Origin of the sequence: Massilia violaceinigra, from assembly GCF_002752675.1 — a bacterium.
Lineage (GTDB): Bacteria > Pseudomonadota > Gammaproteobacteria > Burkholderiales > Burkholderiaceae_D > Telluria_A > Telluria_A violaceinigra.
In genome coordinates, this window is sequence record NZ_CP024608.1 from 5,479,886 (window position 1) to 5,506,264 (window position 26,379).

20 protein-coding genes are annotated in these 26,379 nt (G+C 65.0%); 6 read left to right on the forward strand and 14 right to left on the reverse strand.

From position 1 onward, the window contains the following. Positions 1-2: 2 nt before the first annotated feature. From CR152_RS23650 to CR152_RS23665, 4 genes are all read right to left on the reverse strand, one after another. Positions 3-371, reverse strand: coding sequence for a hypothetical protein (locus tag CR152_RS23650; protein WP_099879084.1), 369 nt, complete (start codon positions 369-371; stop codon positions 3-5). Beyond that, positions 368-1,153: a 4'-phosphopantetheinyl transferase family protein gene (locus CR152_RS23655; protein WP_099879086.1), complete on the reverse strand. Its 786-nt coding sequence runs from the start codon at positions 1,151-1,153 to the stop codon at positions 368-370. The genes CR152_RS23650 and CR152_RS23655 overlap by 4 nt, the downstream gene beginning before the upstream one ends. Positions 1,154-1,160: 7 nt before the next feature. Beyond that, positions 1,161-3,371 (reverse strand): LamG-like jellyroll fold domain-containing protein, encoded by a 2,211-nt coding sequence (locus tag CR152_RS23660; protein WP_099879087.1) that lies wholly within the window; start codon positions 3,369-3,371, stop codon positions 1,161-1,163. A gap of 140 nt (positions 3,372-3,511) precedes the next feature. After that, positions 3,512-4,585 (reverse strand): DNA-binding protein, encoded by a 1,074-nt coding sequence (locus CR152_RS23665; protein ID WP_099879089.1) that lies wholly within the window; start codon positions 4,583-4,585, stop codon positions 3,512-3,514. Positions 4,586-4,770: 185 nt separating this feature from the next. Here CR152_RS23665 and CR152_RS23670 point away from each other — a divergent pair, with 185 nt between their 5' ends. The 3 genes from CR152_RS23670 (at position 4,771) to CR152_RS23680 (ending at position 8,763) form a co-directional block, all read left to right on the forward strand. Further along, positions 4,771-5,820, forward strand: a complete 1,050-nt coding sequence (locus CR152_RS23670) for a site-specific integrase (RefSeq protein WP_099879091.1) — start codon at positions 4,771-4,773, stop codon at positions 5,818-5,820. Between the two features lie 206 nt (positions 5,821-6,026). Next, positions 6,027-8,087 (forward strand): di-heme-cytochrome C peroxidase, encoded by a 2,061-nt coding sequence (locus tag CR152_RS23675; protein WP_099879093.1) that lies wholly within the window; start codon positions 6,027-6,029, stop codon positions 8,085-8,087. A 100-nt stretch (positions 8,088-8,187) separates the two neighbouring features. Continuing rightward, on the forward strand, positions 8,188-8,763 hold the full coding sequence (locus tag CR152_RS23680) for a TerD family protein (RefSeq protein ID WP_099879095.1): 576 nt from the start codon (positions 8,188-8,190) through the stop codon (positions 8,761-8,763). On the opposite strand, the gene CR152_RS23685 is transcribed toward CR152_RS23680, so the two are convergent. The 5 genes from CR152_RS23685 to CR152_RS23705 are packed head-to-tail and all read right to left on the reverse strand — an operon-like array spanning position 8,760 to position 13,833. Next, entirely contained in the window at positions 8,760-10,193 is a 1,434-nt protein-coding gene (locus CR152_RS23685) for an adenylosuccinate synthetase (protein ID WP_099882700.1), read from the reverse strand. The genes CR152_RS23680 and CR152_RS23685 overlap by 4 nt on opposite strands. 8 nt (positions 10,194-10,201) lie before the next feature. Beyond that, complete coding sequence (locus CR152_RS23690) at positions 10,202-11,179, reverse strand: hypothetical protein (protein ID WP_099879097.1); 978 nt, start codon at positions 11,177-11,179, stop codon at positions 10,202-10,204. Between the two features lie 18 nt (positions 11,180-11,197). Beyond that, a complete protein-coding gene (locus CR152_RS23695) occupies positions 11,198-12,157 on the reverse strand; it encodes a lipopolysaccharide kinase InaA family protein (RefSeq protein WP_099879099.1) in 960 nt (319 codons plus the stop codon). Positions 12,158-12,164: 7 nt separating this feature from the next. Beyond that, on the reverse strand, positions 12,165-13,142 hold the full coding sequence (locus tag CR152_RS23700; protein ID WP_157778697.1) for an SPFH domain-containing protein: 978 nt from the start codon (positions 13,140-13,142) through the stop codon (positions 12,165-12,167). A gap of 25 nt (positions 13,143-13,167) precedes the next feature. Further along, entirely contained in the window at positions 13,168-13,833 is a 666-nt protein-coding gene (locus tag CR152_RS23705; RefSeq protein WP_099879103.1) for an NUDIX hydrolase, read from the reverse strand. A 459-nt stretch (positions 13,834-14,292) separates the two neighbouring features. Between CR152_RS23705 and CR152_RS23710 the strand changes: the two genes are divergently transcribed. The 3 genes from CR152_RS23710 (at position 14,293) to msrC (ending at position 15,857) form a co-directional block, all read left to right on the forward strand. Further along, positions 14,293-14,664 carry a type 2 periplasmic-binding domain-containing protein gene (locus CR152_RS23710; RefSeq protein WP_099879105.1) on the forward strand — a complete coding sequence of 124 codons (372 nt, stop codon included), beginning with the start codon at positions 14,293-14,295 and terminating at the stop codon, positions 14,662-14,664. Between the two features lie 60 nt (positions 14,665-14,724). Then, on the forward strand, positions 14,725-15,138 hold the full coding sequence (locus CR152_RS23715; protein ID WP_099879107.1) for a transporter substrate-binding domain-containing protein: 414 nt from the start codon (positions 14,725-14,727) through the stop codon (positions 15,136-15,138). Positions 15,139-15,359: 221 nt separating this feature from the next. Beyond that, the gene (msrC, locus tag CR152_RS23720) at positions 15,360-15,857 is read left to right on the forward strand and encodes a free L-methionine (R)-S-oxide reductase MsrC (RefSeq protein ID WP_099879109.1); all 498 of its coding nucleotides are present in this window, start codon (positions 15,360-15,362) and stop codon (positions 15,855-15,857) included. Here the strand turns inward: msrC and CR152_RS23725 are convergent, their stop codons facing one another. The 5 genes from CR152_RS23725 to CR152_RS23745 form a co-directional block, all read right to left on the reverse strand. Further along, positions 15,858-17,120 (reverse strand): glycosyl hydrolase, encoded by a 1,263-nt coding sequence (locus CR152_RS23725; RefSeq protein ID WP_099879111.1) that lies wholly within the window; start codon positions 17,118-17,120, stop codon positions 15,858-15,860. It abuts the gene before it with no gap. Positions 17,121-17,232: 112 nt separating this feature from the next. Then, positions 17,233-20,058 carry a class I tRNA ligase family protein gene (locus CR152_RS23730; RefSeq protein WP_099879113.1) on the reverse strand — a complete coding sequence of 942 codons (2,826 nt, stop codon included), beginning with the start codon at positions 20,056-20,058 and terminating at the stop codon, positions 17,233-17,235. Between the two features lie 279 nt (positions 20,059-20,337). Next, the gene (locus CR152_RS23735; protein WP_157778698.1) at positions 20,338-21,225 is read right to left on the reverse strand and encodes a hypothetical protein; all 888 of its coding nucleotides are present in this window, start codon (positions 21,223-21,225) and stop codon (positions 20,338-20,340) included. 93 nt (positions 21,226-21,318) lie between these two features. After that, positions 21,319-22,587, reverse strand: coding sequence for a Na+/H+ antiporter NhaA (nhaA, locus tag CR152_RS23740; protein ID WP_307718593.1), 1,269 nt, complete (start codon positions 22,585-22,587; stop codon positions 21,319-21,321). A 315-nt stretch (positions 22,588-22,902) separates the two neighbouring features. Next, the gene (locus tag CR152_RS23745) at positions 22,903-26,139 is read right to left on the reverse strand and encodes a di-heme oxidoredictase family protein (protein WP_099879119.1); all 3,237 of its coding nucleotides are present in this window, start codon (positions 26,137-26,139) and stop codon (positions 22,903-22,905) included. Positions 26,140-26,379 lie beyond the last annotated feature (240 nt).

A 26,379-nucleotide genomic window follows, 5' to 3' on the forward strand; every position in this document is an offset into this window, starting at 1 on the left:
AGCTATTCCGTCCAAGTATAGCCCAGAGCGGTATCCTCCCGGGAGATCGACTCGCCGGTGAAGAACCAGCAGGCCAGTTCGCTCAGGCGCTGGTACGCGGCATCGAGGTAGGGCTGGCCTAACTCGTCGCGACATCCCACGGACGATGAAAGTACCTTGACCATGCTGTCGTGCAGCCAGAATCCTTCGGCGATCCAGCGCTCCAGCTGGTCGCCGTGATCGGCGCTTTCCAGATAGCGCTGCATGGCGGCGACGAGGCGCGCGAACGCGGGCTTGTTCCAGCGGGCGAAGCAGCGCAGTTCGACCAGGAAGCCGTCTTCGGACTGGAATTGCTCTCTGAGCGCTTCAACCGGGTTGGGGGAAGTCGTCATGATGAACGTTTCAGCAGGGTCCACGCGAAAGGCGTGTCGGATACGGTAGGCATCACGCTGCGCACGGTCACCAGCGGCACGGCGCCGTCGAGACGTTCCGCACACAGCGCGAGCAGGTGGTCGGGCGTGGGCTGGAATTGCCAGAAGCGCCAGCGCGCGGCATCGTCGCCCAGTTCGGCGTCGACGGCGAGGCTGACGCTGCGCTCGTCCGCAAAATGGAAGCCGAAGCGGTCGAGCGGAATCGACAATCCCATGCCGCGCGCCTTGATGTAGGCTTCCTTGAAGGTCCAGTATTCAAAGAAGCGGGCCTGGTGCCGTTCTTCGGGGACGGTAGCCAGTTCCGCCACTTCGGCCGGGGCGAAATAGTGCTCGGCGATGTCCCCGGAAACCTGGCGCGTGACGAGGTTTTCGACGTCGACGCCCAGCACGCGGTCGCGCGCGACTGCCAGCGCAATCAGGCCGCGCGTGTGCGAGACGTTGAAGTTGAGCGAACGGGCCTCGACATGATCGTTGCCGATGGCGGGGCGGCCGTATTCGTTGGGGATGAAGGTCCAGTCGGCCGGGGCCAGCGGGGCGTAGCGCGAGAGGGTGGTGCGGACCAGCGCGCGCGTGGCCAGGTAGCGCAGGCGGTCGTCCGGACGGTAGAAGCGGATTTGCTGCTGGCGCTCGGCGTCGTTGAGCAGCTCGAGCAGGGCCGCCTGCAGTTCGGGGGCGGTGATGGTCTGGTAGAACACCAGCCAGATGTCGATGTGCTCGCTGGTGAGCGGGTGGTGTGGAGTCATTCTGGCGTCAGGTGCGCATGAGGGCGGCCAGTTCGGCGGCACTCAGAGCACCGTGGAAGAGGCGGAAGTCGTCGATTTTACCGTTCAACCAGGGATCGGCCGGAAATTGCGAGCGGCCGAGCCAGTTCTGGTTGGTCGGTCCGAGACGAAACGGCGCCAGCGCCAGGGCGCTGTTGCGGCCCACTTCGACGCCGTTGACGTACAAGACGCCGGTGCTGCCCGACAAGGTGACCGCCACGTGCACCCACTGTCCCACGGGCAGCGCCGCGTTGCCGGAAATGCCTTGTTCGCCGGCAGGGAAATTGGTCGTGATGCCAAAGCGGACCACGCCCTTGTTGTTGCGCGGGGTGAGCATCATGTAGTGTCCCGGTCCGCTGCCGAAGTCGAACACGCGCGACCACGGCGTGGACGCATTCAGGTACACCCAGGTCGCCACGGTGAAGTCGGCCAGGTCCGCAACGAGGTTGTGGGGCAGGCTCACATGGCCGGCCACCCCGTCGAACGCGACTGCGTTGCTGGTGCGGCCTGTCGTCCATGTGGCGCCCCTGGACAGGGCGCCGGCGTGGCCGTTGCCGCTGGCGTCCGCCACTACCGTGCCTGCCGCTTCGTCCATTTTCAGGCGCGTGTGCGGGGTCAGTCCCGTGACGACGCGCGCCGCGGCGGAGGGCGCGCTTTCCTTGCCGGCGATATGCGCCGTCACCACGTAGTAAAAGGCGCTGGCGGGCATGGCCGCATCGGTGTAACTGAGCAGGTCGCTGATGCCGCTGGCCAGCACCTTGTACGGACCGCCCAAGGCCGTGGCGCGCTTGACGGTGTAGCTGCTGGCATGGGCGCAGCCCCACCAGCTGAGAACAACCTTTCCCGCAGTCAGACGCGCCGTCAGGCCGCTCGGGACCTTGCCGGTCATGGGGTCGCGGGTAAACGTGAGGGTGCCGAAACCAAGCTGGTCGCCGTTGCCGCCATCGCCTTCGGGGCGCGTTTGTACTGCCTGCAGACCGGTGTACGGGGCGGCCAGGCCGCGCCGGTTGGCGTAGTGCTGGTGCACCATTTCCCATACGGGACGGCGGATTCCCTGCGACTCGGGCGACAAAACTGGCTGGTAGGCGTTGATGTTCCGGTAGGGCGTGTAGGGCACCGGATGGAAGGCACCGGCCCCATCGCGCAGGTTGGATTTGGCGACGTATTCGGCACCGGCCCCATCGCGCAGGTTGGATTTGGCGACGTATTCGGCACCGGCCAGGAAGCGGTTGTTGTCATAGCCGTACATGTCGTCGCCCTGGTTCCACGCCATTTCGCAGAACACGCCGGCCAGGCCGATGCCGAGCGTGGCATGGCACTGGTCGCGGCCACTTTCCTGCCACTGGCCGAGGTGTCCGGGGTGGACGTGGTAAACAGCCTGGGAGCTGGCGCCATTGCCGGGCCCCGTCATGTAGTAGCTCAACGCCTCGTTGTACAGGTCTTCACGGTCGCACAGCACGCCGATGGCGAGGATGGAGGCCAGCGTGCACTGGTCCCAGGCGGCCCAGTAGTTGGTGATCTCGGCGCCGTTGTGCTGGATCAGGAACTGGTGGTTAAGCGGGTAGAACACCGTGAGCATCATGTGCTGGAAGCGGGCGACATCGGCCGCCGCCCAGCCGGCATAGGTGCGCATGATTTCGGCGGCGTTGGCGAACTGGTAGCCGTAGATGCCGGCCGCGAGGAAGCGGTCGGCGTTGCCGCTGATGGTGGTGAGCGTGGACGACCAGGCGTTGAGGAAGGCGATGGCGCGTTCGGCACAGGCGACGTCGCCGGAGATTTTCCAGCGCAGCGCGAGCTGGTAGGCACGGGCGATGTCGATGTACATCTGCGCGAAGTTTTGTCCCTCGCCGCCGCGGATGACGGTTTTCAGAGGACGCGGCGCGGCGTTGAGCTGGGAGCGGCCGTTGGCGATCAGTGCTTTCCAGGCGCTGGCCCATGGTTCGGCGTGGGCGCCGACTTTGGCGCGCATGCGCTCGAAGTCGGCGGCGGTGTGCAGCAGGCCGGGGTGGACGAAGCGGCGCGGCGCGGCAGGGCGGATCGCATCGGAACGCTTCGATTCGGTGACGCTGATCGTGCTGCCGGCGTCGTCCACGCCGCCGCCGCAGGCGCTCAGGCTTAGCGATCCGAGTGCCGCAAGACTGACGCCCCCGGCGCAGAACTGGCGCCGTTTGGGCACAAAGGTCGGTTTGCTATCGGACATGGGACTCCTTCGGATCAATGCCACCGGCCACCGGCCGCCGTACGGACGATGATTGTACCGCGTCGGTGGACGCGCGATGGGCTGCCTGCAATTTTGCTAAATGATTAAAGAGCCGTTCGCGCGCCGCCATGCCTGACGCGTTATGTTTCCCGTTTTCCCGCTTCTTCCTTACGTTGCCTGGCCAGATCCCGTTCCTGGCGCAGCTCGGTTTCGAGCACGGTCAGTTGCCGCATCAGCGCGTGCTTTTCCTGCGCCCCGGTGTGCGCTTCGCTTTCCGCGCTGGCAAGGCGCGACGCGGCGATTTCCGACTCGCGCGCCCGCACCGCCAGGGCAATTTTGCAGTCGCTGAGTTCGCCCTGCATGGCATCGTGCCCGGCCTGCAGCTTGTCGAGCTGGGCGGACAGAGCTGCCACCTGGAACGCGGCGCGTTCGGAACCGGTGCGTTCGCGCGCCGCCTCGCTGCGCGCGGCCTCGGCAACCTGGTGCAGGCGGGCGTTTTCGGCCCCGGCCTGGGATAGCTGGCCGGCTAGCTGCGCGGCCTGGCCTTTGTGGTGCAGCAATTGCTGGCGCAAGGTCACCAATTCCCGGTCGACCAGGGCGGCGCGCTGTTCAAAGCCCTGGCGTTCCTCGGCGCGCTGGGCAGCGGTGGCTTCGTGGTAATGGTCGAACTGGGCGCGCGCCTGGGTCAGCTGGGCGTTGAGCGAGGCAACCTCCGCGGCACGGTCGGCGAGGCGCTGCTGCAGACCGGCCTGTTCGCTGCGGGCACCGGCCAAGTCGACCGTCAGCAGGTGGTTGGCCTGGCGGGCCTGCGCGATGGTGGTGTTTGCACTGTCGAGGTCAGTTTCAAGCGCCTTCACGCGCTGTTCCAGCGCGGCCTGTTCCGTGCGCGACTGTTGCAGCAGGTCGGCGAGCTGCTCAAGCCCGGCCGCGTGGGCGAGCTTTTCCACGTCCAGATTCTGCTGGAAATCCGTTTTGATCGACTCATACACCCCCTTGACCGCCTGCAGCAAGCTTGGCGGCACGCCGGGCGCGGCGGGCGAGGGCGCCTGCTGGTGTTCTTCCTTCCACCGCTTGAGCATGGGCGCGATCGTGCTTTTGCTGCCCGTACCGCCAAGGGCTTCGCGGACGGTGTCGACGGTGGGGTTCTTGTTATCGGCAGCGAGACCGGCAGCGGCGGCTGCGACATGGGAATAGAGGATGCCGGCACGTGCCATTTGGGGACTCCTGAATAAGATAACGTATTACGTATTACGTAATATTACCCTATATTACGTTATGACGTATATCGATTTCTCGTTTACCTTGATCACGATAAGTGTTGTTATCGTGAGTTATCCGCCGTCCTGCCGTGATATGCTGCGTAATACCCGTTACAAATCGCGTTTTCCCGCGTCTCGCCATGTCTGATGATGTCATTCCCGTCTCTGCAGCGCCCGCAAGTGCTATAGCACCGCTGCGTAACGCCGTTACGCCCCTCGATGCGGAACTGAGTGCGCAGCACCGCGCCTTCCTCGCCGCCGCCACCTCGGAAAACACGCGCCGCACTTACCGCTCGGCCATCAAGCATTACCTTTCGTGGGGCGGCGTGCTGCCTGCCGACGAGCCAACGATGATCCGCTACCTGCTGGCGTTCGCGGCCTCGCTCAATCCGCGCACGCTCGCGCTGCGCCTGACCGCGCTGTCGCAGTGGCACGTGCACCAGGGCTTTGCCGACCCCGCGTCCACGCCCACCGTCCGCAAAACCCTGGCCGGCATCACGCGCACCAATGGCAAGCCAAAGAAGAAGGCCAAGGCCCTCCCGGTGGAAGACCTGGAGCGCATCGTCGCGCAACTCGCCAACCTGGCCACGCTGAAAGCCGCGCGCGACAACGCCCTGCTGCAGATCGGATTTTTCGGAGGATTACGCCGCAGCGAGCTCGTGGCCATCGACGTGAGCCACATCGGCCTGCAAGCGGAAGGGATGACCATCACCCTGCCGCGCTCGAAGACCGACCAGATGGGGGAGGGCATCGTCAAGGCGATTCCCTACGGTGACGGCGCCTGCTGCCCGGCGACGGCGCTGCGCAACTGGCTCGATGCGGCCGGCATCGCCAGCGGCCCGCTGTTTCGCCCGATCAGCAAATGGGGCGAGGTGTCCGCGGCCGCACTTCACGAAGGCAGCGTCAACACCATCCTCGAACAATGTGCGCGGCTTGCCGGACTGGACTACGTTCCCGACCTCTCCAGCCATAGCCTGCGGCGCGGCATGGCCACCAGCGCGCACCGCGCCGGCGCCAACTTTCGCGACATCAAACGCCAGGGCGGCTGGCGCCACGACGGCACCGTGCAAGGCTATATAGAAGAAGCCGGCCGTTTCGAGGACAACGCCGCCGGTACCTTGCTCAGGTCAAGTCAGCGGCAGGACCCGCCACAAGCGCGTCGTGCCGGCAAACACGACCGCGAGAAATGATGGTCGGGAGTGGATTCCCGTGCTGACGGGAATGACGGAGCTATGCCTCAGGGCAACCATGGCCTGATTCAACGGTACTCGTGCACAAGCCCGGATCTTCTTCGAGCTGGTAGTTCAGATAGGATTGTGCCGCCCGCCTGCCGGGCGTACCATGAAACGGCATGTTGTTTCGGTACGCAAGCCCACCCCGCGGGAGGTACTTGACCATGGTTCGCCGCTCCTTGAAGCACTGGCTACTCGCCATCGTGCTCGTCCTGCTCCTGGTAATCGTCGTGCCGCCGCTGGCACTGTCGCTGTTCCGCCACCAGCAGGCATCGGACGCCGACCCTGGACGGGGCGCCGCCACCGTCGCCCATGACGTGTTCGGCGACAGTTTCACCAAGGTGACTTACCTCGAACAAAACTGGCAGCCGCAGGACAGCCTGTGGTTCTACACCACGACGCAGGGCTCGAACCTGCTGCCTTACGACTTCTTCATGGCGCTCGAACAGCCGGGCTCAACGCCCCTGGCTGCAGCGCCCCCGTTCCGGGCCAATGAGCACATGAACCGCTTGCGCTACCTGCCGCAACGGGCAACGGCATCCAATCCGGACGCGCTGCCGGTCGGCTTCGTCAAGGACGGCTATCTCAACAAGAACTACCTGGGCGTGACCTGCGCCGCCTGCCACACAGCGCAGATCAACTACCGCGGACTGGGCATGCGCATCGACGGCGGACCGGGCGGCGCCGATATGGTCGGCTTCCTCACCTCCCTCACCACGGCGATGCAGACGGTGCGCGACGATGCGGCGGTCCGGGAGCGCTTCGTCAAGGCGGTGCTGGCGCGCGGCGAGTATGCCAGCGCCGACGACATCGTCAAGGACGTCGGGGTCTACACCCAGCGCCTGGTCAGCTACAACACCATCAACCACAGCGCCACCGACTATGGTTACGCGCGCCTGGACGCATTTGGCCGCATCTACAACCGTACCCTGCAACACTTGCTCAACCGAAGCCAGCTTGAAGCCGTGCTGCGCAACATTTTCACGCCGGAGCAGGTTGCCGAGGCCCTGGCCGGGATCGGGAACACCCTCAGCTCGGCCCAGCGCGACCAGGTCATCGCACGGGTCGCCAGGACGCCCCGCGACATCGCCTGGCTCAAGCGCGAACTGTTCATCAAGGCCGACGCGCCCGTCAGCTATCCCTTCTTGTGGGACGTGCCCCAGCACGACGTGGTCCAGTGGAATGGGATCGGCAACAATGCCGGCCTGGGACCGCTGGGCCGCAACGCCGGCGAAGTGATCGGCGTGTTCGGCACGCTCGACTGGCACGAAGCGGATACCTATTCGCTGTCTTCGCTGCTGGCCGGCCAGGGTTTCAAACAGAGCACGATCCGCTTCGACTCCTCCGTCAACGTGGAGAACTTGCGCCTGATTGAGAGCCGTCTGGCTTCGCTGCAGTCCCCCCAATGGCCACGCAGCGTGTTCGGCGCCGCCTCGATCGACGCAGCGCGGGTGCTGCGCGGCGAGCGCCTGTTTAATAACCACTGCGCCAGCTGCCACGCCAGCATCGATCGCAGCTCGCCCGAGCGGCGCATCGTCGCCTACATGTCGAAGGTCGAGGAAGTGGGCACCGATCCCACCATGGCTGACAACAGCGTCAAGTACCTGGGCTACTCCGGCATTTTGCGCAACCAATACGTCGGCGCGGGCGTGGGCAGCATCCTGCTCGACAAAAAGGCGCCGATCGCCGCTTTGCTCACCAAAGCCACCACCAGCGTGCTGGAAACGCGCGATCCCGACAAGTCGTTCGTGCAGCGCTGGGCCGAATGGCTGCGCAACATGGCCAAAGCCTTCTTCGGCAACGAGATCAAGGCGTCAAACAAGCAGGGCAACTACACGATCGACACCACCGTCGCCCCCTACGCGTCCTTGCGTGCCTACAAGGGGCGGGCGCTGAACGGCATCTGGGCCACGGCGCCCTATCTGCACAACGGCTCGGTGCCGACATTGTACGACCTGCTGCTGCCGGCGCAGTGTCCGGCCGAGGACAAGCAGGCCGAATGCCGGCCCGTCAAATTTCAGGTCGGCTCACGCGAATTCGATCCCGTCAAGGTGGGAATGCGAAGCCAAGGCTACGACGGCTTCACGTTCGACACCCGGCTGCCAGGCAACAGCAACGCCGGCCACGAATACGGCATGGTCGCCGTCACGAAAGGCGATAAAACCGTGCCGCCGCTGACCAGGGAAGATCGACTCGACCTGCTCGACTACCTGAAAGCGCAGTAAGGCCGGCGCAGCCCCGCGCTTTTTTAAGGCCGCCTCCTGTCCCGCGTGCGGAGCACCTATAATGACGACTCGTGCAGTCATTAAAACAGGAGAATTTAGAATGGCAATTAGTCTGACCAAGGGTGGCAACGTCAACCTGAGCAAGGAAGCGCCCGGCCTGACGAAAATGGTAATCGGTCTGGGCTGGGATGCCCGGTCCACCAGCGGCGTCGAGTTCGACCTCGACGGATCGGTGTTCTTGTTGAAGGCCGACGGTAAAGTCCGCACCGACACCGACATGATTTTTTATAACAACCTCAAGTCCGTCGATGGCAGCGTGACGCACTCCGGCGACAACCGCACCGGTGCGGGCGATGGCGACGACGAAAGCATCACCGTCGAACTGAGCCGTGTACCTGCCGACATCGAAAAGATTTCGGTGTGCGTCACCATCCACGACGCCGCCGTGCGCAAGCAGAACTTCGGCATGGTATCGAATGCATTCATTCGCTGTATCAATGCCGCCGACAACGCGGAAATCGCGCGTTTCGATTTGTCCGAAGACGGCTCGACCGAAGCGGCCATGATTTTCGGCGAAGTCTACCGCCATGCCGGCGACTGGAAATTTCGCGCGGTCGGCCAGGGCTTCACCGGCGGCCTGGGTCCTCTGGCATCCTCGTTCGGCGTCAACGTTTAAGCGGATGAGCAGTCACCCCCGCACTGGCGGGGGACGGCACTGTCGCTACGCCGATATGCCTCAGCGGCGTAGCGGTGCTGCCTGACCGTCTCATGAGTTGGTCCATACGAACCCAACAGGACCGGCAAACCCGACAGCGCTTCGAGCTGCGCCACGAACGACCCGGCGTCGGCCACGCGCTCGTCCGCATAGCGCGGGGTGGCGCGCGCAAGCAAGTGTCCCAGCCGCTCCTGATGCGCCAGATCGCGTCGGGCGCCGGGCAGGATCGCACTGATCCGACCCGAATGCGGATCGCGCACGCATAAAGCATCGTCCACCGCATCGGCGTCATAGGCGGTGCACCAGCGCAGGGCGCGTTCGCGCCCGAATACATCGAGGTGACTGACCAGCAGGCCGTCGAGCGGTCCCGCCACCTGCAACGCGTAGCGCAGCAGCAGTGCATCAGGATGGCCGCGCCGGAAGCGCCCTTGCCAGCCATCGGACGCATTGTGCGGCTCGGGCAAGTGGTCGAGCCGCGCATCGTGCGTCGGCAGCGGCCCGTTGCCGTGGCGCGTCATGTACGAACGCAGGATGCCCAGGTGTTCGATGCGCGCGTGCTGGCCGGCGTCCGTGGCCACCGCCTGCACCGACGCCGGATGAATGCTGCTCCACGTCGTATGCGGGTGAAAACCGCGCCATTCGTCGAGCAGCACGCCCTGCGCACCCTCGAACAGCACGCAGCCGGGCAGGTGCAGCCGCTCCGCCACCCGCGCATGCGCGGCCGGTGGCACTTGGCGCACCAGCTCCGCCACGCGCTCGAGCCAGCGCGTGGCCATATTTGCGTCATCCAGTACCGCCAGTTCGGCGTCGTATGCATTCTGGTTGGCCGGCTCGGCGCAACGCTGCCCGAATGCGGCGCGTAGCGTGCGGCGCATCAGTTCCAGCTTCGCCAGCGCCACTGCCGGCTGCATCAGGTCCGCGTAATGCACAATCTGCTCCGGATGATCGATGCCATGGCCGGCCGTCTCGCCCACGCCGACCCCGCAGCTGCCGTGCGCCGCCTTCCCGCGCCGCAGTTCGCGCATGCGTCCCGCCGCCTGGTGAAACGGCGTGGTGACACGGCAGCGGCCATCGATCAGGATGCGCGCAAGGGCGTCATCCACCCCGGCACGGCGCAGGTACGCGTCTTCCACCAGCAGCGCGGTCGGATGCACGATGACCGGGTAGGCCAGCAAGGTGACCACGCCCGGCACGAAGCTGCCCGCGCCGAACTGCGCGAAGGTGTGATGCCGGCCGTCGGGCAGCACCACATTGTGGCCGGCCTGGGCGCCGCCGTTGAAACGCACCACCGTATGCGCGCCCCAGTGCCGGCACAGATAATCGGTGAACAGGCCCTTGCCGCAATCGCCAAAGCCAAGCCCCAGCAGGGACACCAGACGGGTCGAAGACATGGCCATCCTTATGCGAACATGCGCTTCCACCACGCCGACGGAGCTGCCGGCGTGCCCGCCGCGGGGACGTGCATCCGCGTGGCGGCATTCGGGTCGAGCAGGTCGGCGTACGGACGCAGGGCACGCACGATGGCCGACACGCGCTGCGGCGCGATGGCGTTGGCCTCCAGCGTGGCCACCAGCGCATCCATGTCGGGAATCGCGCGCTCGGTCAGGCCGACGATGGCGGCGGCCACCGCGCAGGCGTCGCCCGGCTCCTCCATGCAGATGACATGGTCGCCCAGCAGGTCGCGCCAGCGCTTTTCGCAGCGGCCACGCCGGCCCAGGTCGGGAATCAGGAAAAACACGTGATACGTTTCGGCCGCCGCGGCGATGGCTTCGGCGATCGGCACATCCGCGTCGAGCGTGTCGCCCACCAGGCTGCCGATCTGGTGGCGCGACACCGCCGGATACGGCAGCTCGTCGCCGGTGATGAACAGGTAGCCTTTCTTGCGCCGCTTGACCCAGCAATCCATGTCGGTATGCTGCGCCACCATGTAAAAGGCCAGTTCGTAGCTCTCTTCGCCGCTGCCACCGCCGCCGCCCTCCAGGTAGCTCCAGGTGAGCCACTGGTCCATCAGCTCCGCGGTCGACTCGAACTGGCCCACCTGCAGCGGCGCATGATCGGACGTGGCGTCGCCGATGGCCATAAACAGCAGTTGCGGATCGGCGACGCCGACCGCGTTGAGCAAAGCCATGAAGGTGGGCAGTTCCTTGGTGGCCAGGCTTTGCGGGATGTCGCCCATCGACCCGGTGACGTCGAGCGCGAACACGATTCCCAGCGAATTCGGATGGTCGCCGCTGTCGCGCGATTCGCGGATTTTCAGGCCGTGGGGATTCATCAGCGGGTGGCATCCGCGCTGGGTGAACACCTCGTTGCGGGATGCCGACGCGCGGTCGGCGACCAGTGCTGCGTGCGCAGCGTGGGAGTAATTACCTTGACCCATGATGGTTCCTTTGTTTGTCTAGGCTGATGGGGTGGGACTGAAGTCGATGAATCTGGCCGGACCGAAAGCGTCTTTCGCTGCGCTGCCGACCGCCTGGCGCATGCCTTCCGCGCCCAGCGCCGCGCACCATGCGGCATCGAGGCTGGCACGTTCCAGCAGGCGTGCCAGCGGTGGCGGCGTGGCGCGCGAGATGGCGGGCTCGCCGGGTGCATCCGCCAGCATGGCGCGCATCGCCCAGGCCAGCTGCATCAGGTCGCGCCCCTGGGCGGCTCCGCCATCGTGCCGGCTGCGGCGCGCGCCGGACCAGCCGATAATCAGCACGCCGTGGTCGGCCGGATGCACCAGCAGGTGTTCGGGCACCAGGCGGCCGTGGCTCCAGCCGCCGGCGTGGACGTAGGCCAGCACTTCAAGCACGCGGCGCCACATCCACACGGCGTGGCGCGCGTCGATCGCGCGTCCATACGCAAGCCGCACGTCGGCCAGGCTGCCCCAGAATCCCGTGGGGTGGCGCAGCACCAGTACCTCGCGCTGCTGGCCGTCCGCGCTGGCGCTGCTGCCCACGGCGACTGCCTGCGGCAGGCGCTGGGTGAAATAGGCGGCGCCGGGCACGCCGTCGTCCTGCAACTGGTCGAGAATCGCCTTTTCGCGCGCCAGCTGGCCGGAGGGCGCACCGGCGTGGGCGATTTTCAGCACCACGCGCCGTGGCATGGCGCCGCTACGCTCGGCCAGCGCCAGTGTGGCGCTGCCGCCGGCACCCAGGTGGGCGATGGTCTTGTAGCGCTGGCCCCCGCAGGCGATGTCGGCGTCGCTGTCGCCGGCCCGCGAGCGCAGGTACGCCTCACGAAAATCGGCGGCGCGGACCAGGTCTTCGCTGCGCGTCACGTCCGCCCCGCAATACGTGCAGGTGACGATGCGCCACAGCGCCTGCCGGGGCAGCGGGCTGCCGCACTGCGGACAGAGTAGGGTGAGCGGAGTCATGTCGACGTCAAGCCAGGATGCGTTTTTTCTCGGCGTCGAATTCGGCGTCGGTCAGAATGTTCTGCTCGCGCAGCGCCGCCAGGTCGCGCAGCAGTGCCATGCGCTGGGCCGGCGCGTCGGGCGCGATCGCTCCCGCCATCCGGCCGACGCTCGCGCCTAGCGTGCCGCCCAGGGCGAAGCCCATGCCGGCGCCGAGCACCGTGCCGGCGCTGCCTTCGTTGCGGGCGGCCGCATGCAGCACGTCGAAACGGCGTTCTTCCTGGTAGTCGAAGCCGATGATGTTCATTTCGGCGCGCCGCGCCAGGGCCGCCTTGAGCTTCTGGACGGCGCTGTCGGTCTCGGGCACGTTGATCGATTCGATGCTGAACTGGGTCAGCGCCACGCCGTACTGGGCGGTCTCGCCGGCCAGCGCCTCGCCGATCGTGGCGGACAAGGAATCGAGCCGGGTCGAAATCTCCAGCACCGATACGCCGCTGGCGCTGATCGCACCGGCAATCGCGGTTTTGATACGCGTGGTGTTCATGGCGCGGAAATAGTCGGCCAGGGTGGCCGCATCCATGCTGCGCGCGGTGCCGACCAGTTTCATCAAAAACAGCTTGGGATCGGCCACCTCGATGGCGTACTGGCCGAAGGCGCGCACCGGCACCATGATGCCGAATTTCGGGTCCTGCAGCTGGATCGGGTCCGGCGTGCCCCAGCGTACGTCGAGCGTGGTGGCCAGGTTCACGAACCAGACTTCGGCAGAAAACGGCGACTGGCCGCCGAACGGCAGGCCCACCAGCTTGCGCAGCAAGGGCATGTTGCCGGTGGAAAGCGTGTGGCGGCCGGCGCCGAACGGGCCTTCGTACACGCCGTCGCGCACCACGAAGGCGACCTGCGACGCGTTGACGATCAGCTGCGTCATCGTCGAAAGCTCCTGCGAGGGGTATTTCCATGCCAGCTGGCTCGCTCTGCCGTCCCACTTCACCCTGTCGATAATGGCCATGATCGTGTTCTCCTTGGTTGATTGGTCAGAGGCCGCGCTTGAGCAGCCCGAGGCGGTCGCGAAATTGCGGCCGCAGCCGGTACAACTGCGCCGGGCGGCTGGGGCTCGACGCATCCATGTGTCCTTCGGCCGCTTCCAGCACGTCCAGCTCGGCCATCTTGCGGCGAAAGCTCACCTTGTTCAGCGGTTCGCCCATCAGCGCTTCATACACGCGCTGCAACTGCGGCAGCGTGAACAGCTCGCCGACCAGAAAGCATGGCAGCGACGAATACTGGCTCTTGCTGCGCAGCCGCTCGACCGCCGCCGCCACGATCGTGGCGTGATCGAAGGGCAGGGTGGGCAGGCGGTCGACGCCGACCAGCTTCACGCCCGGATGGCCCGCCGCGGCGATGACCGCGTGCGGCACCAGCGCGTAATAGGCGAGCGACACCGACCAGCCGCGCGGATCGCGCGCCGCGCCGGAGAAGGCGGCCAACTGTTCGAGATAGGGCACGTCGATGCCGGTTTTGGTCTTGAGCACGCGCAGGGCGGCGTCGAATCCGTGGCGGTCTTTATCGGTGTGGATGTAGCCGCCGGGCAGGGCGGCCACACCTTTGTACGGCTCGCGTTCGCGCTTGAGCAGGGCGACCGCCAAGCCGTCGTCGGCAAGGGTGAGCAGGACGGTGTCGACGGTGCAGATGACGTCATTCACGCTGGGCTCCTGAGGAAGGTTGGATTGAGTTGACATGTTTGCATTGTACTTAGTTTCAAAATGAAACCGCAAGCTATTTTTCATTCGACTCGACGAACCAGCGAAATTTCAAGATTAGTTTCAAAGTGCGACTTAATCGAGCGAATCTTCCTGGCGCACTGGCGCGACGCTATTCTGAATGGCAATTAGCTGCAAGGTGGGCGGCAAGTATCGCAGCATGCCGTTGTTGGATAGCTTCCCGGTTTCGCGCCAAGCTTGCGCCGCCCGGGAACAGGCTGGTAAGCTGATGCGGGAGGTCGGCGTTTTCAAGATGGCCGAAGCCGTCCGACCAGACATGGCCGCAGGGGGAGGTCGGCTAGCCATGGCGAGAAAAAGCCGGTGCGGGCCTTGCTGCCAACCTGGTCGGCGCCAGCGCCAACACGAAGGAATCCTTACCATATCCCCGAGTGAAGTGAGACCATGTCATTTGTGTGCGACACCCCCTTCTGTTTCAGCCTGGTCGCTGTGCTGATACTTCCCGTACCTGCCGCCGCCAGCGGCGTGATCCGTATGGCGTCGGACGAATGGTGTCCGTTTGTCTGTGCGACGGACGGAAAACTCACCGGAGGCTATCTCGTGGATGCCACGTTGCAGGCGATGGGCGCCGCCGGCTATCTGGTCGAGCCGGTCCTGATGCCGCTGAACCGGGCCATGCGCGAAACGCGCACCGGCGATATCGAAGGCGTCTACGCTCCACCGGTCGACGACAGGTTGCGCCTGAGCGCACCAATAGCCTACTCCAGGGCCTGCTTCTATACTCGCGCGAACGAGAAATGGGCCTATCGCGACTAGCGCTCGCTCGCAGGCATTACCGTCGGCGTCATCGCCGACTACGGTTATGACGACGGGGCCATGGACGCCTATATCGTGGCCCGGCGCGCAGACCGCCATGCGCTCGACTTTTCCCATGGCGCCAAGGCCGGTACGACCAATCTGCAAAAAATGCTCGCCGGACGCTTTTTGGTCATGCTCGAGCACGAAGCCGTCGTGGGCCTTCAAGCACGCAAGCTGGGTGTGACCGCGCAGCTTAGACAAGCTGGATGCTTGAAGCAAGCACTGCCCTTGACGATTGGCTTCGCGCGCGAAGACAGCCGCAGCGCGACCTGGCTGCGCGTCCTGGCCAACGGCATCAAGCATCTCGAAGCCTCAGGGGCACTGAGAAAACTGCGCGAACGGTACGCGATTCCAGCCCACAGTGCCGTGTCTCAGAGTCAGACATCCGACAATGAGGGGAGAACACGGGATTCTGGAAAAATAGTTCGTTAAGGAATTCCGTTTCAGATTCGGCCTCTATCGGCCCCTCACGCGGATGCCTTGCTTCAGCAAGCGGCTAACCGGAGCGAGGCCTTGAAACAGCGCATTGCGCCGACCGATGCTCTCCATGTCCACCCTAGCTTCGATACAGTATCCCTGGCGACACGCGTTACAATGCAGCCGCCCGCAATCCATCGCTTTCTTTCACATTAACCGGACAAACAGCCAGCCGTATGCACTCCGACATTTCCAGCAACACAGGTGACTATTCTCTTCTCGCGCGCCAAGTGAGCAGCATTCTTGACGGCGAGCGCGACCTGACCGCCAACGCGTCGCAATTCGCCGCCCTGGTGTACTCCACTATCCCGGACCTGAACTGGGCCGGTTTCTACCTGCTCCGTCCGGGCAAAAAGGAGGGCGCCCAAGAACTGCTGGTCGGCCCATTCCAGGGCAAGGTCGCGTGCGCGCGCATTCCCCTGGGCCGTGGCGTGTGCGGCACCTCCGCACAGGAGCGCCGCACCATCGTGGTCGCCGACGTGCACGCGTTCGAGGGCCACATCGCCTGCGACAGCGCCTCGAACGCCGAAATCGTCATCCCTCTGCTCAAGGACGGCCAGCTGTACGGCGTGTTCGACATCGACAGCCCGCTGCTGAACCGCTTCAGCGAAGAAGACCGCGTCGGCCTCGAAGCGATGGTCCAGGCCTTCCTCGACGCGACCGACATGCACTGATCAAAAACGCGGCAGCTTGTCCAGCGTGATCACGTTCGGATGGCTGTACACCTTGCGCTTGTGCGCATTGGTGTTGTAATACTCGCCGGTCCAGAAGTTATTCGGACTGGTGACGCCGGCCGGGCCGTCGCCGTCGTTCCACACCATGAACCACAGCCACCAGGCCTTGTCCGCGGCGATCTTGTCCGGATCGGGGATGAAGCTGTTTTCGCTCAGGGCGACCGGTTTGCGTTCCACCGGCGTGTTCAACGCCTGCTGGTAGGTCGCCAGCTGCGAGCCGTAGGTCTTGTTGTCGCTGCCGTCGTAAATATCGTGGCTGACGATGTCGACCACGTCGTCGCCCGGATACCACGCCGGATCCTGCCCGTTCCACACCCAGATCAGGTTATGCAGGCCATGCCGGTGCACCAGGCGGTCGAACATGTGGCGCCACAGAAGGATGTTCGCGTACGCCTGCGGCACGCCGTCGGTACGGGTGCGGCCCCACCAGAACCAGCCATCGCCCTTGTAGCCCGACGCTTCATGCAAGGGCCGCCACAGCACGGTCACCCCCGCATCGGACAGCTTTTTGAGCTCCACCGCCACCATATCGATGCCGTCGTTGATCTGCTGGTACGCCGGGCTGCTTTTGTCGAGCGCCCCATGGGCCATGGGAATCATGAAATTGGTGTTTTTGCTGGCGTCGCTCTCGCGCGCATAGAAGTTGGCGTTGTTGACCTGGGCCGTTTTCAGCAACGCCGGGTCGCGCCAGTGCCACGCGAAGGTGACCAGGCCACCTTTGCCGGCAAAGGCGATCGCTTCTTCGGTCTGGCGCCGGCCTTCAACCCAATTGGCCGTCAGCCCATAATTCATGAAATCGTAGCCCATCAGCGCAGGGGACTTGCCGGTATCGGCGCGTACCCGTTCGGCCATGTCGATCGAGTCTTTCCAGGTCAGGTCGGCCTGGCCGGCGATGACCTGCTTGCCCCACACGCTGCGCAGATAGCTGAACACCGCACGCGTTTTGGCGTTCGCGTTGTTGTCGACCGGCGCGCTACGGGTGGCCGCCGGCGGCATGCTGGTGCAAAAGCTGCGCGCGATGCAGTAATTACCGCGTTCGACGCCCCAGCCATCGTTATCGTTGACGCATAGCGGCCAGGTTTGCTGATTGACGGTGCAGGTGTCGTTGTCGGCCGCGTGCGATTGAGCGGGCAGCGTCAGGGCCGCCATCAGGGCGGTCAAGCGGGCAAGCAGGCGGATGCCCGCCGTGCGTTGGTAGGTCATGCGTCTCTCCAGCGGTGAGGGAGCACCAAAGGTAGCCTTGTGCGCGCTGCTTTTCAACGATGCACTGTATTGACAGGCTTCTTTAGTCAGCAGCGCGCAACTGGGGCCGTGTTTAGTGCGCTACCTCCTCGGCGCACTGGTGGCACAGCCCTCGTTCACCGAGCGCCACACTCACGTAGTCGCGGCAGCGGCCGCACCGGTGCGGGCGAACGGCGCTCTTGCCGGCACGGACTGGCAGCGCGTCGCCGGCGGGACCGTCTTCCCACGCGTCGAGCGCGTTCGCCTCGCCTCCCTGCACTACGAAACAACCGGGGAACAGTGCGCGAAGCTGTTCTTCGCTTTGCGGGTCATGGTCGCCCTGGAACGCCAGGCACACGGGCATGCCCTTGTCGACCAGGCCGCGCGCGCGTTCGACCAGCGGCTGCAGCGAGCGGCGCCAGGCCAGCATCGCGTCGGTGCGGCGCAGCGCCGGGTCCATGCAGGGCTGCTCCTCCTTTTCCGGAAGTTCGTGCAGGAACAGCGACGCGCGAGGGTGGCCGGGCCACGCCAGGTACGCTTCCTCGCAGGCGAACGGCATCACCGTCGCCAGCATCTGCGCGCACAGCAAGAACGATTCGCGCAGCGCCCATTGCACGCTCACCAGCGCCGCGCTGCCGCTTTTCGCGCAGTACAAGGTGCGCTTGGACAGCTCGAACCACTCCGCACTGGCCCACTGGCGGAACTGCGCAAGGCAGGTGAGCGCCTGGTAGAAGCGGCCACCCTCCATGCATGCGTGCCACTGGTGCCGCGCCTCCTGCAATTTGCGCAGCGCCAGGCGGTCGAGCTCACGCAGGCTGTCCGGACGAGGAGCAGCGGGATCGTCCTGCATGTTCGCCAGATGAAAGCGCAGGAAGCTGCGCCAGTCCTTGGCGTCCTGCGTGGCCTGTTTGAGCGAGGTGCCGGACCATTTCATCTCGTCGCCCACGTCCTGGCTGCAGACCCACAGACGGAACACATCGGCGCCGCACTTGGCGAACAGCGCCTTGTGATCCGGCGTGCCGCCGTCGGACTTGGAAAACTTCATGCCTTTTTCATCGACGACGAACCGGTGCGTCATCACCTTTTTGAAAGGCGGCAGGTCGCTTTTGAAGGCGTGCAGCAGGAACGAAGACAGGAACCAGCCGCGCGTCTGGTCCTGGCCTTCGACCGCCAGGTCGGCCTGGCCGCAGCCATCTTCGGCCGCGCTGTGCCAGGCGGCGCCGGCGTCGAACCAGACATCGACGCTCTGGGTACTCTTTGTGTAGCCGGGCGGGGTGTCGAAGGTTTGCCAGGCTTCGACACCGCCACTGCGCACGCGCTGCACCAGCTCTCGCCACATGGCGGCGGTGTCGGGATGCAGTTCGCCGCTCGCCTCATGGCGGAAGAACGGCAGCGGTAAACCCCACAGGCGGTCGCGCGACAAGGTCCAGAAGCGGCGCGTCGACATCATGAGGGCCAGCGGCGCGCGTGCCTTTTCGTCCGGTACGAACACGGTGTGCCCGAGTGCGGCCATGGCGCGCTGCGCCAGTGCCTCCGGGCAGCCGCCGAAGGGTTTGTGCAAATCGAGCGCCCACTGCTGGCTGGCGCGGTAGAACACCGGCTTCTTGTGGCGCCAGCACATCGTGGTTTCAACGCTCCTGCGCTCGACGTGCACCAGCCGGCCGGATTGCGCCAGCAAGTCGCATGACACCTGCGACGCCACTTCCAGCGTGGCGCCACGCAGCGCGTCCGGCATGGCGACGGTGCCGACGTCCATCAGGCGGCCATCCTTGCCGACATGGCAGTCGAGGCGCACGCCATCGGTTTCGTGGAGCACGAAGTCGTCCGGCCCGAACGCCGGCGCCAGGTGCACGAAGCCGGAGCCTTCGCTTTCGCTGGCAAACGCCGCCGCCAGCAGGGGCGCCGCGAGGCCGGTGAGCGGACTGACGGCCGCCAGCCGCAGCGCGCCGAGCTGGGAGAAGTCGAGCGCACCATCGAATTCGTGGCCGGCGTGACTGAACATCGCCGGGTAATCGCGCAGCAAACGGTCACGCGCCTGCACCGCGAGCACGACGCGCAGGCCGCTATGGAGCGTGGCGACGCTTAGCGCTCCCGCCTGGGGGTGGCCGAAACCGGCATTGGCCCAGAGTGTCCACGGGGTGGTGGTCCAGGACAGCAGGCGCAGCGGGCCGGCCGGCCAGGCCGCCCCGTTCTGGCGCGCTCCTTGTCCCAGCGCCTGGCAGGAGGCGGGCGAGAACGGCACGCTGAAGAAGGTCTCCATGCGCTCGCGGGTGGTTTTTTCCAGTTCGCTGGCGGCGAGCGCGCTTTGGCACGCCGGGCACCAGTGCACGGGCGAATGCCGTTCCACCAGCAGGCCGGCCTGCCACATCTCGAGCAATAGCGACAGCGAGGCCGCCTCGCGCTCGGGGTCCATGGTCAGCCAGGGCTGGTCCAGGTCCGCCATCACCCCGGCGCGCGACATCGATAGCGCCTGCTGATCCTTCCAGCGCGTCGCTTCATCGCGGCACTGCTGCATGAAGAGGGGCGCGTCGTCCTTGGCGCGCGCGCCGTGACGCTTTTCGACCGCCAGTTCGAGCGGCAGTCCGTGGCAATCCCACCCGGCACGCCAGGTGACCCGCTGGCCGCACACGCTGGCATAGCGGGCGTGCACATCCTTGAGCGTTTTGTTGAGCAGATGGCCCAGATGGGCGTCGCCGTTGGCGTAAGGCGGACCGTCGAGCAGCCAGTAGCGCGGTTTAGCTCGGCGCGCGGCATCGAGCTGCTGGCGCTGGCCGGTGGCGCGCCAGTGGGCCAGCAGGCGCTCTTCCATGGCCGGGCTGGGGGTATTCCAGAAGGCCGGCTGGTTCAGCCGCACGGCATATTCTGGGGCGGCGGGCGTGCTGGTGGCGTGGTCGTGCGATGGGGAAAACGAGGTATGCATGAAGTGCTCCGATAAAGTCGGGAGCAAAGCTGGATGAGACTTGCGCGGAACGCTTCGCGAATTACCGCCAAGTGCTCGCTTGAAATTTATCCGACGACCGAAACACGAAAGCGAGCGACGTGTGTGGTCGCTCGGATAATTCGTGCAACACCCGCGTCCAGGCGCAGGCCGGCGGCGGCATCGAGTGCCGGGCGGGTGCGAAGGGGAGGGGCGTTGTGCGGGTTCATGGCTTCAATATATTGCACTTGCACATTTTGCGCAAGGGCGTGTTGAATCCAGTTACAGCCCGTCGCGCTCGTGCGTGGCGTAGATTTTGCCGCTGGCCTTGTCGTAGACTTGCACACGGTCGAGCCTGCCAAGCAGCCCGGTGCCATAGATCACGTCGAGGGAAGGCGCGATGTGTGTCGTTGACTCACGTTCCTCGTAGCTGAACAGGTAGGGCGCTTCCAGCGACGCCACGGCAATACACCCGAACGGGCTTTTCTTCGCGCGCGCCTCGGCGGCCGGCATGGAAACGGCGGTGGTGTAGTGAATGAATTCGTAGGCGTAGGGCATGACCGTGGCGGTATAGTTGCCGCGAACCACTGCCCCAGCCGGTTCGTACATCGCACCTGCCGGAACACCCAGCGCGAGCTCCGACAACTGCGTGTACGTCACCATGCTCCTCGCGCCATAAGCATTCTGCGTGGCGGATTTGCTGCTCTCGATTATATCGGACCTCAGGACCAGCTTGCGCAGCGTCAGCGCTTTGGCGTCGGGCTGCTTGAGCAAGGAGTCGCGGAAGGCAGTCGTCTTCTGTTTGACCATAAACGCCTGGCGCTCGGCGTCGTACTCCGCCTCGCATTTGGTCAGGAAGGCAATCGGTGCGACCGCGCTCATCGCCGCTGCCACGGCGGCGGCGTTCGCCTCGCGGTCCGCGCTGCTCGAAAATTCGTCGATCTTGCCCGGCACCGCATCGATCTTGCGTTTGACCCAGGCGAACACCTGTTTCGGATCGTTGCGGGCGTAGGCCGTGGGCGGCAATGCCGGATCCCAGTGCACCGGGGCGAAGGAGCGATCTCCCGCCTTCGCAGCAGGGCCGCTTTTTTTAGCCGGCGTTTGTGCCGGTGCATTGGCGGCGCCGAGCGCCATGCCAACAAACATCAGGAGTGCGGCGGACGTTTTCATGAACAGGTAATCCCTTGCGGTGGCAACTTTGTCGATTGAACAAGCATGCACCGCATTCTATTATTTCCAATAAGAAATTGATAGTCTCTCCGATCACTGCGTTGCCGATTTCCGCGTCGACTCCACGGACGCGCCGTCGTCGAAATCGAGGGTATCCGGATCGCTGTCATTAGCCTGGGGTTTGCCGAACATGGTCAGCCACGCGAAACCGATCACGCCGGCAATCAGGGAGGCCAGCAGAATCGCCATCTTCGACGCGTTCACCACCTCGGGCTGGCCGACGAACGCCAGATTGGTAATGAAGATCGACATCGTAAAGCCGATACCGCCCAGCAGCCCCGCGCCGAATACATGGCGCCAGCCGAGGTCGAGCGGGAGCCGGCACATGCCCATTGCCACCGCCGCGAAACAGAACAAGGTGATTCCCAGCGGCTTGCCGATCAGCAGGCCGGCGAGAATGCCGAGGCTATTGGCCGACATCAGCTCCTGGGTCCAGCCGGACGCAATGAGAATGCCGGTATTGGCCAGGGCGAAGATCGGCAAAATGATAAACGCAACTGGCTTGTGCAGGATATGTTCAAGCCGGTGCGATGGCGATGCCTGGTCGTCCTGCTTCGCGGAGAACGGAATGGCGAAGGCCAGCAGCACGCCCGCAATCGTCGCATGCACGCCCGACTTGAGCATCAGCACCCACATGACGGCGCCACCCACCAGGTACGGCGCCAGCGCCATGATGCGCAGAACGCGGTTCATGCAGACCAGCAGCCCGAACATGGCCACGGCCGCCAGCAGATACGGCACCGACAGCTGGGCGGTATAGAACACGGCAATCACGATGATCGCGCCCAGGTCGTCCATGACGGCCAGCGCGGTCAGGAAAATCTTGAGCGATGCCGGCACGCGGCTGCCCAGCAAGGCCAGCACACCCAGGGCGAAGGCGATATCGGTCGCCATCGGAATGCCGATGCCGGCCTGCGTGGGCGAGCCATTATTGAAACCGAAGTGGATCAGCGCCGGCACGCAAATGCCGCCCACCGCCGCCACGATGGGGAGCAGCGCGTTTTTAAAGTTGGACAGCTCGCCGTTATACAGCTCGCGCTCCAGTTCCAGACCGATCAACAGGAAGAAGATGGCCATCAGCGCATCGTTGATCCAGTGCTCGATGCTCAGGCCGGCCAGTTTGAGGTGCCAGAACTGCAGGTAGTCGCCGCCGACGGGGGAGTTGGCGAGTACGAGTGACACCACAGTGCAAACGATGAGGACAATGCATCCGGCTTTGCTCGACGCAAAGAACGCCTTGAAACTGTTCGACAGACTTCTTGCGACAATCGCCATGTGATTCCTTTCGCCAAAGATTGGCATGGTGGTTGGATCAGGAAAAGCGGGGATCTGGACGAGCGAGATGAAGCACGCGGCGTGCAAGGATGCACCGCTCAGGCGGAGAGAAAAGCTGGAAAGAGAGGGAAGATGGGGTCATGGGTCGTCAGAAAGCCGCGTGGCGGCCCGACCATCGCAAAACCTGCCACACGAACGTGTGGACACCCAAGCCACATTATAACCGATTCGCCCCTGTCGGGAACCGGCTGGCGTGGCTCGGCATCACATAAGCGGTGACAAAAAGGGCGCCGGGTAGGCATGCTATCCGGCGCCCGTTTCATTTACCACGTGTGCGACAACTTACAGCGACTTGAGGAATGCCAGCAGGGCCTCGCGGTCTTGCGCCGACAGATTTTCGAAGCGCTGGCGCGAGCGGTCCGCCTCGCCGCCGTGCCACAGGATCGCCTCGGTCAGGTTACGCGCGCGGCCGTCGTGCAGGTAGCCGGCTTTGCCGTTCTTGCCCATGACCATGTCGGTGTAACCGATGCCCCACAGCGGCGCGGTACGCCACATATTGCCCTTCGCCTGGCCTTCGGCAAACTTGTCGGCCAGTCCCGCACCCATGTCATGCAGCAGCATGTCGGTGTAAGGGCGGATGGTCTGGTTGCGCAGCTCGGCGAACAGATGGCCGGCGCCGGTCTTCATCTGCACGGTGTGGCAGGCGGCGCAGCGCATGCCCTGGAACAGCTTGCCGCCGGCGCTGACCTGCTGCGCGTCGACGCGGTGTTCGTCGAGCGGCGCCACGCCCTTCGGAAAGCCGCTGGCGACGCTGCGTTGCGCCGGCACGCCAACCAGTGCCAGGTACTGCGCGATCGACTTCAGGTCGGCGTCAGGAATGCCTTTTTGCGTTCCGCCTGATGCGCAACCGGCCGGATTGGCGCCGCAAGTGCGGTTCGGATAGAGCGGCGAGGTGACCGACATGTCGAGCAGCAGCGCGTCGGCGCTCTGGTGACGCAAGGTCGCCTTCGATGCCTTCCAGCCGAAGCGGCCGAGGCGCACCGCACCGGTTTCCGGATCGAACACGAAGTTGGCCGTGCCCTTGACCCCGTCGGCGTCCTGCGGCTGGGCCGCACGCGCCAGGATGTCCGCTTCCGGAATGGCTTCGAGCAAGCCGGTGCCGATCATCGGCTGGGCCGCGCGCAGCGAGAAGGCGTCCGGCACCGGCCCTTCAAAGCCGAGCGTGGGCTTGCGCAATTCGACCATGGTGCCGTCGGCCAGCTTGACCGAACGGGTCTCGAAGCCCGCCACGCGCACCCCGGTACCCCAGCTCTGGGCGCTGCCGGTGGGCGATACGGCGTTCATCTGGACCGCCGTGCCGTACAGCGGATGCGGCAGTTGCTGGCCCGTCGGGCTGGTTGAGGCAACGCGGACCGACATGCTGTCCAGACGCTGGTTGAGCGCGCTCGGCGCCGGACTGCGGCCGTTGTTGACGTGGCAGGCGATGCAGGCGGACTGGTTATAGCGCTGCCCTTGCAGACCCACCGCCGGCAGGTAGCGGTCGTTGCCTGGCTCGTTATGCTCGCCTGTCAGGAAATTCGTATGCACCAGACGCCGGCCTTCGACAAAGCGCTGCATGTTCTGCATGCCCACGTTGTTATGCGGCTGCTGGAACATGAACAGGCCGTTGTCGGTGTAGTTGTACGAGATCGATCCCTGGCCGCCGGACAAGGTTTCTTCCGGCAGCGGCACCGAGTTCAGGCGCGGCTGCACGCCATACCACGGCTTCAGGCCGGCGCCGACCACGTAGACCCACTCGTACGAGTAATAACGGATGCCGCCGGTGTCGCCCTTCGCGGCCATCGATTCCCTGGTCGAGAAAAACGACGGCGACACTTCGATGATGTCGCCGGCGACCAACGGACGTCCCGCGACGCTCTTGCCATTCGGCATGCCATTCGCATCGATGCCGCCATGACCCGGGTAGCCTTTGACCAGCAGGGTGCAGGCGCCGTTGATGCCGTTGACGCTGGTCAGCTTGCTATTGGCAGGGTAGGGGATCGGCGCGCACTGGGCCACGCTGCGGTCGACCAGTTCGCCGGGATTCATCCAGCCGTAGCCGGTCACGCCAGGGCGGTCGAAGGCGCGGAAAAAGGCCACGCCACCGGACAGGAAGTCGGTCTGCGTGTACTGGTTGACGATCAGCTGCGGCTTGGTCACGCCGGCCACGCGGCTGTTGTCGATGATCTCGACGCCCCAGGTGCGGTTCTTGAAGTATTGCGGCACGAAAGTGAGGTAATTACCCGGGCCTTTATCGACCGCCAGGCCGGTTGCCGGGTCGACCGTTTCGTTGGGACCCTGGCCGATCTCGTTCCACTCCTCGCCGCGCTCGCGGCCGTGGCGGGCCAGGCCGCGCGCGCCGAAGCGGGTGACCAGGGTGCCGTCGGGCAGCGTGAACTGCAGCGTTTCGAGCGGTTCGGCCGAGGCGGGCAGGGGAGTGAGGCCATTGCCGTTGGCGGGGAAGGGATGCGCCGAGGTGACGGACGCGGGCACGGTGTTGTCGCTGCCCGGGGTCTTGAACTCCACCTCGAACAGCGAGTAGCCGTACTGGGTGGCGCGCGCCACGCCCTGCAGGCGGATGAAACGGGCGTTGATGCCGAGGTTGAAGAATTCCTCGGTGCCGCCGCGGCCGTTGCTCACATTGCGCGCCTGGGTCCAGTTCTGGCCATCGTCCGACACGCGCAGTTCGTACTGCTTGCCGTAGGCGTTTTCCCAGAGCAGCTTCATGTAGCCGACCTGGGTCTTGGCGCCGAAGTCGAACTCGATCCAGGCGCCGTCCTCGGACCTGCTGGCCCAGCGCGTCGCCGCCTTGCCGTCGATCGTCATGGCGGCCGACATGCCCTGGTTCTCAACCGGCGAGGAACTGGCCGCGACCGGCTTGATGGCGACGCCCGGCTGGCCGGGTTCATTTGGCGCGGGAACGGGGACAGGTACCGGGTTCGTGCCCACCGGCGCGCCGGAAAATGCCTGGATCTGGAAGATGGAGTAGCCGTACTGGGTCGAGCGCTTGACGCCCTGCATGCGCAGATAGCGGCCTTTGCCGTTCAATCCGGTGATGTCCTCGGTGCCGCCCTGGCTGTTGTCCACGGTCCGGATGGTGGTCCAGCTGGTGTTATCGTCCGACACTTGCAGCAGGTATTGGCTGGCGTGAGCGTTTTCCCAGTCGATGCGCACGCGGCTGATGAATTCGGACTTGCCGAAGTCGAGCGTGAGCGATTCGGCGTCGGAAAAGCCGCTGGCCCAGCGCGTGTTCTCATTGTGGTCGATGGCGGCCGTGCCCGCCAGGTCAGGCCGCTCGGCCGAACTGGCGCTGGCGCCAAGCGGCGTGAGTGCGGCTTCCGCAGTCGGCGCGGCGCCGGCGACCATGCGCGACGTGCCGCCCATGCTGCCTTGGGCGGCCGCAGGGGACTCGCCGCCGCCGTTGCCGCCGCAGGCGGCCAGCAGCAGTGTCAGCGCGAGGGGAAGCCCCTGGGCCGACAGCTTGCGCAACTGTCCCGGCGTCGCTCCATTGCGCGGCGCGCCCGATGTTGAATACCTCATGTTTACCTCGTGGTTGTCGGACTTCATTAAAGTGATGCAGCCGGGTTGGACCGGCCGGCATGCTTCTCTTGATGGCCAGGCAGCGTCGGCAGCCCCGCCGTCGTGCGGTTTTGTGATTGCACCGCCTCCTGTTTGCATCTTTATAACATGCGAATATGGCAATCTGGAAACGTTACCAGCTACAGCGGCGGTTTTTTGCGGTGAAGTGTTGGAAGAGCGCTACGCCAGGGGAAATCGTGT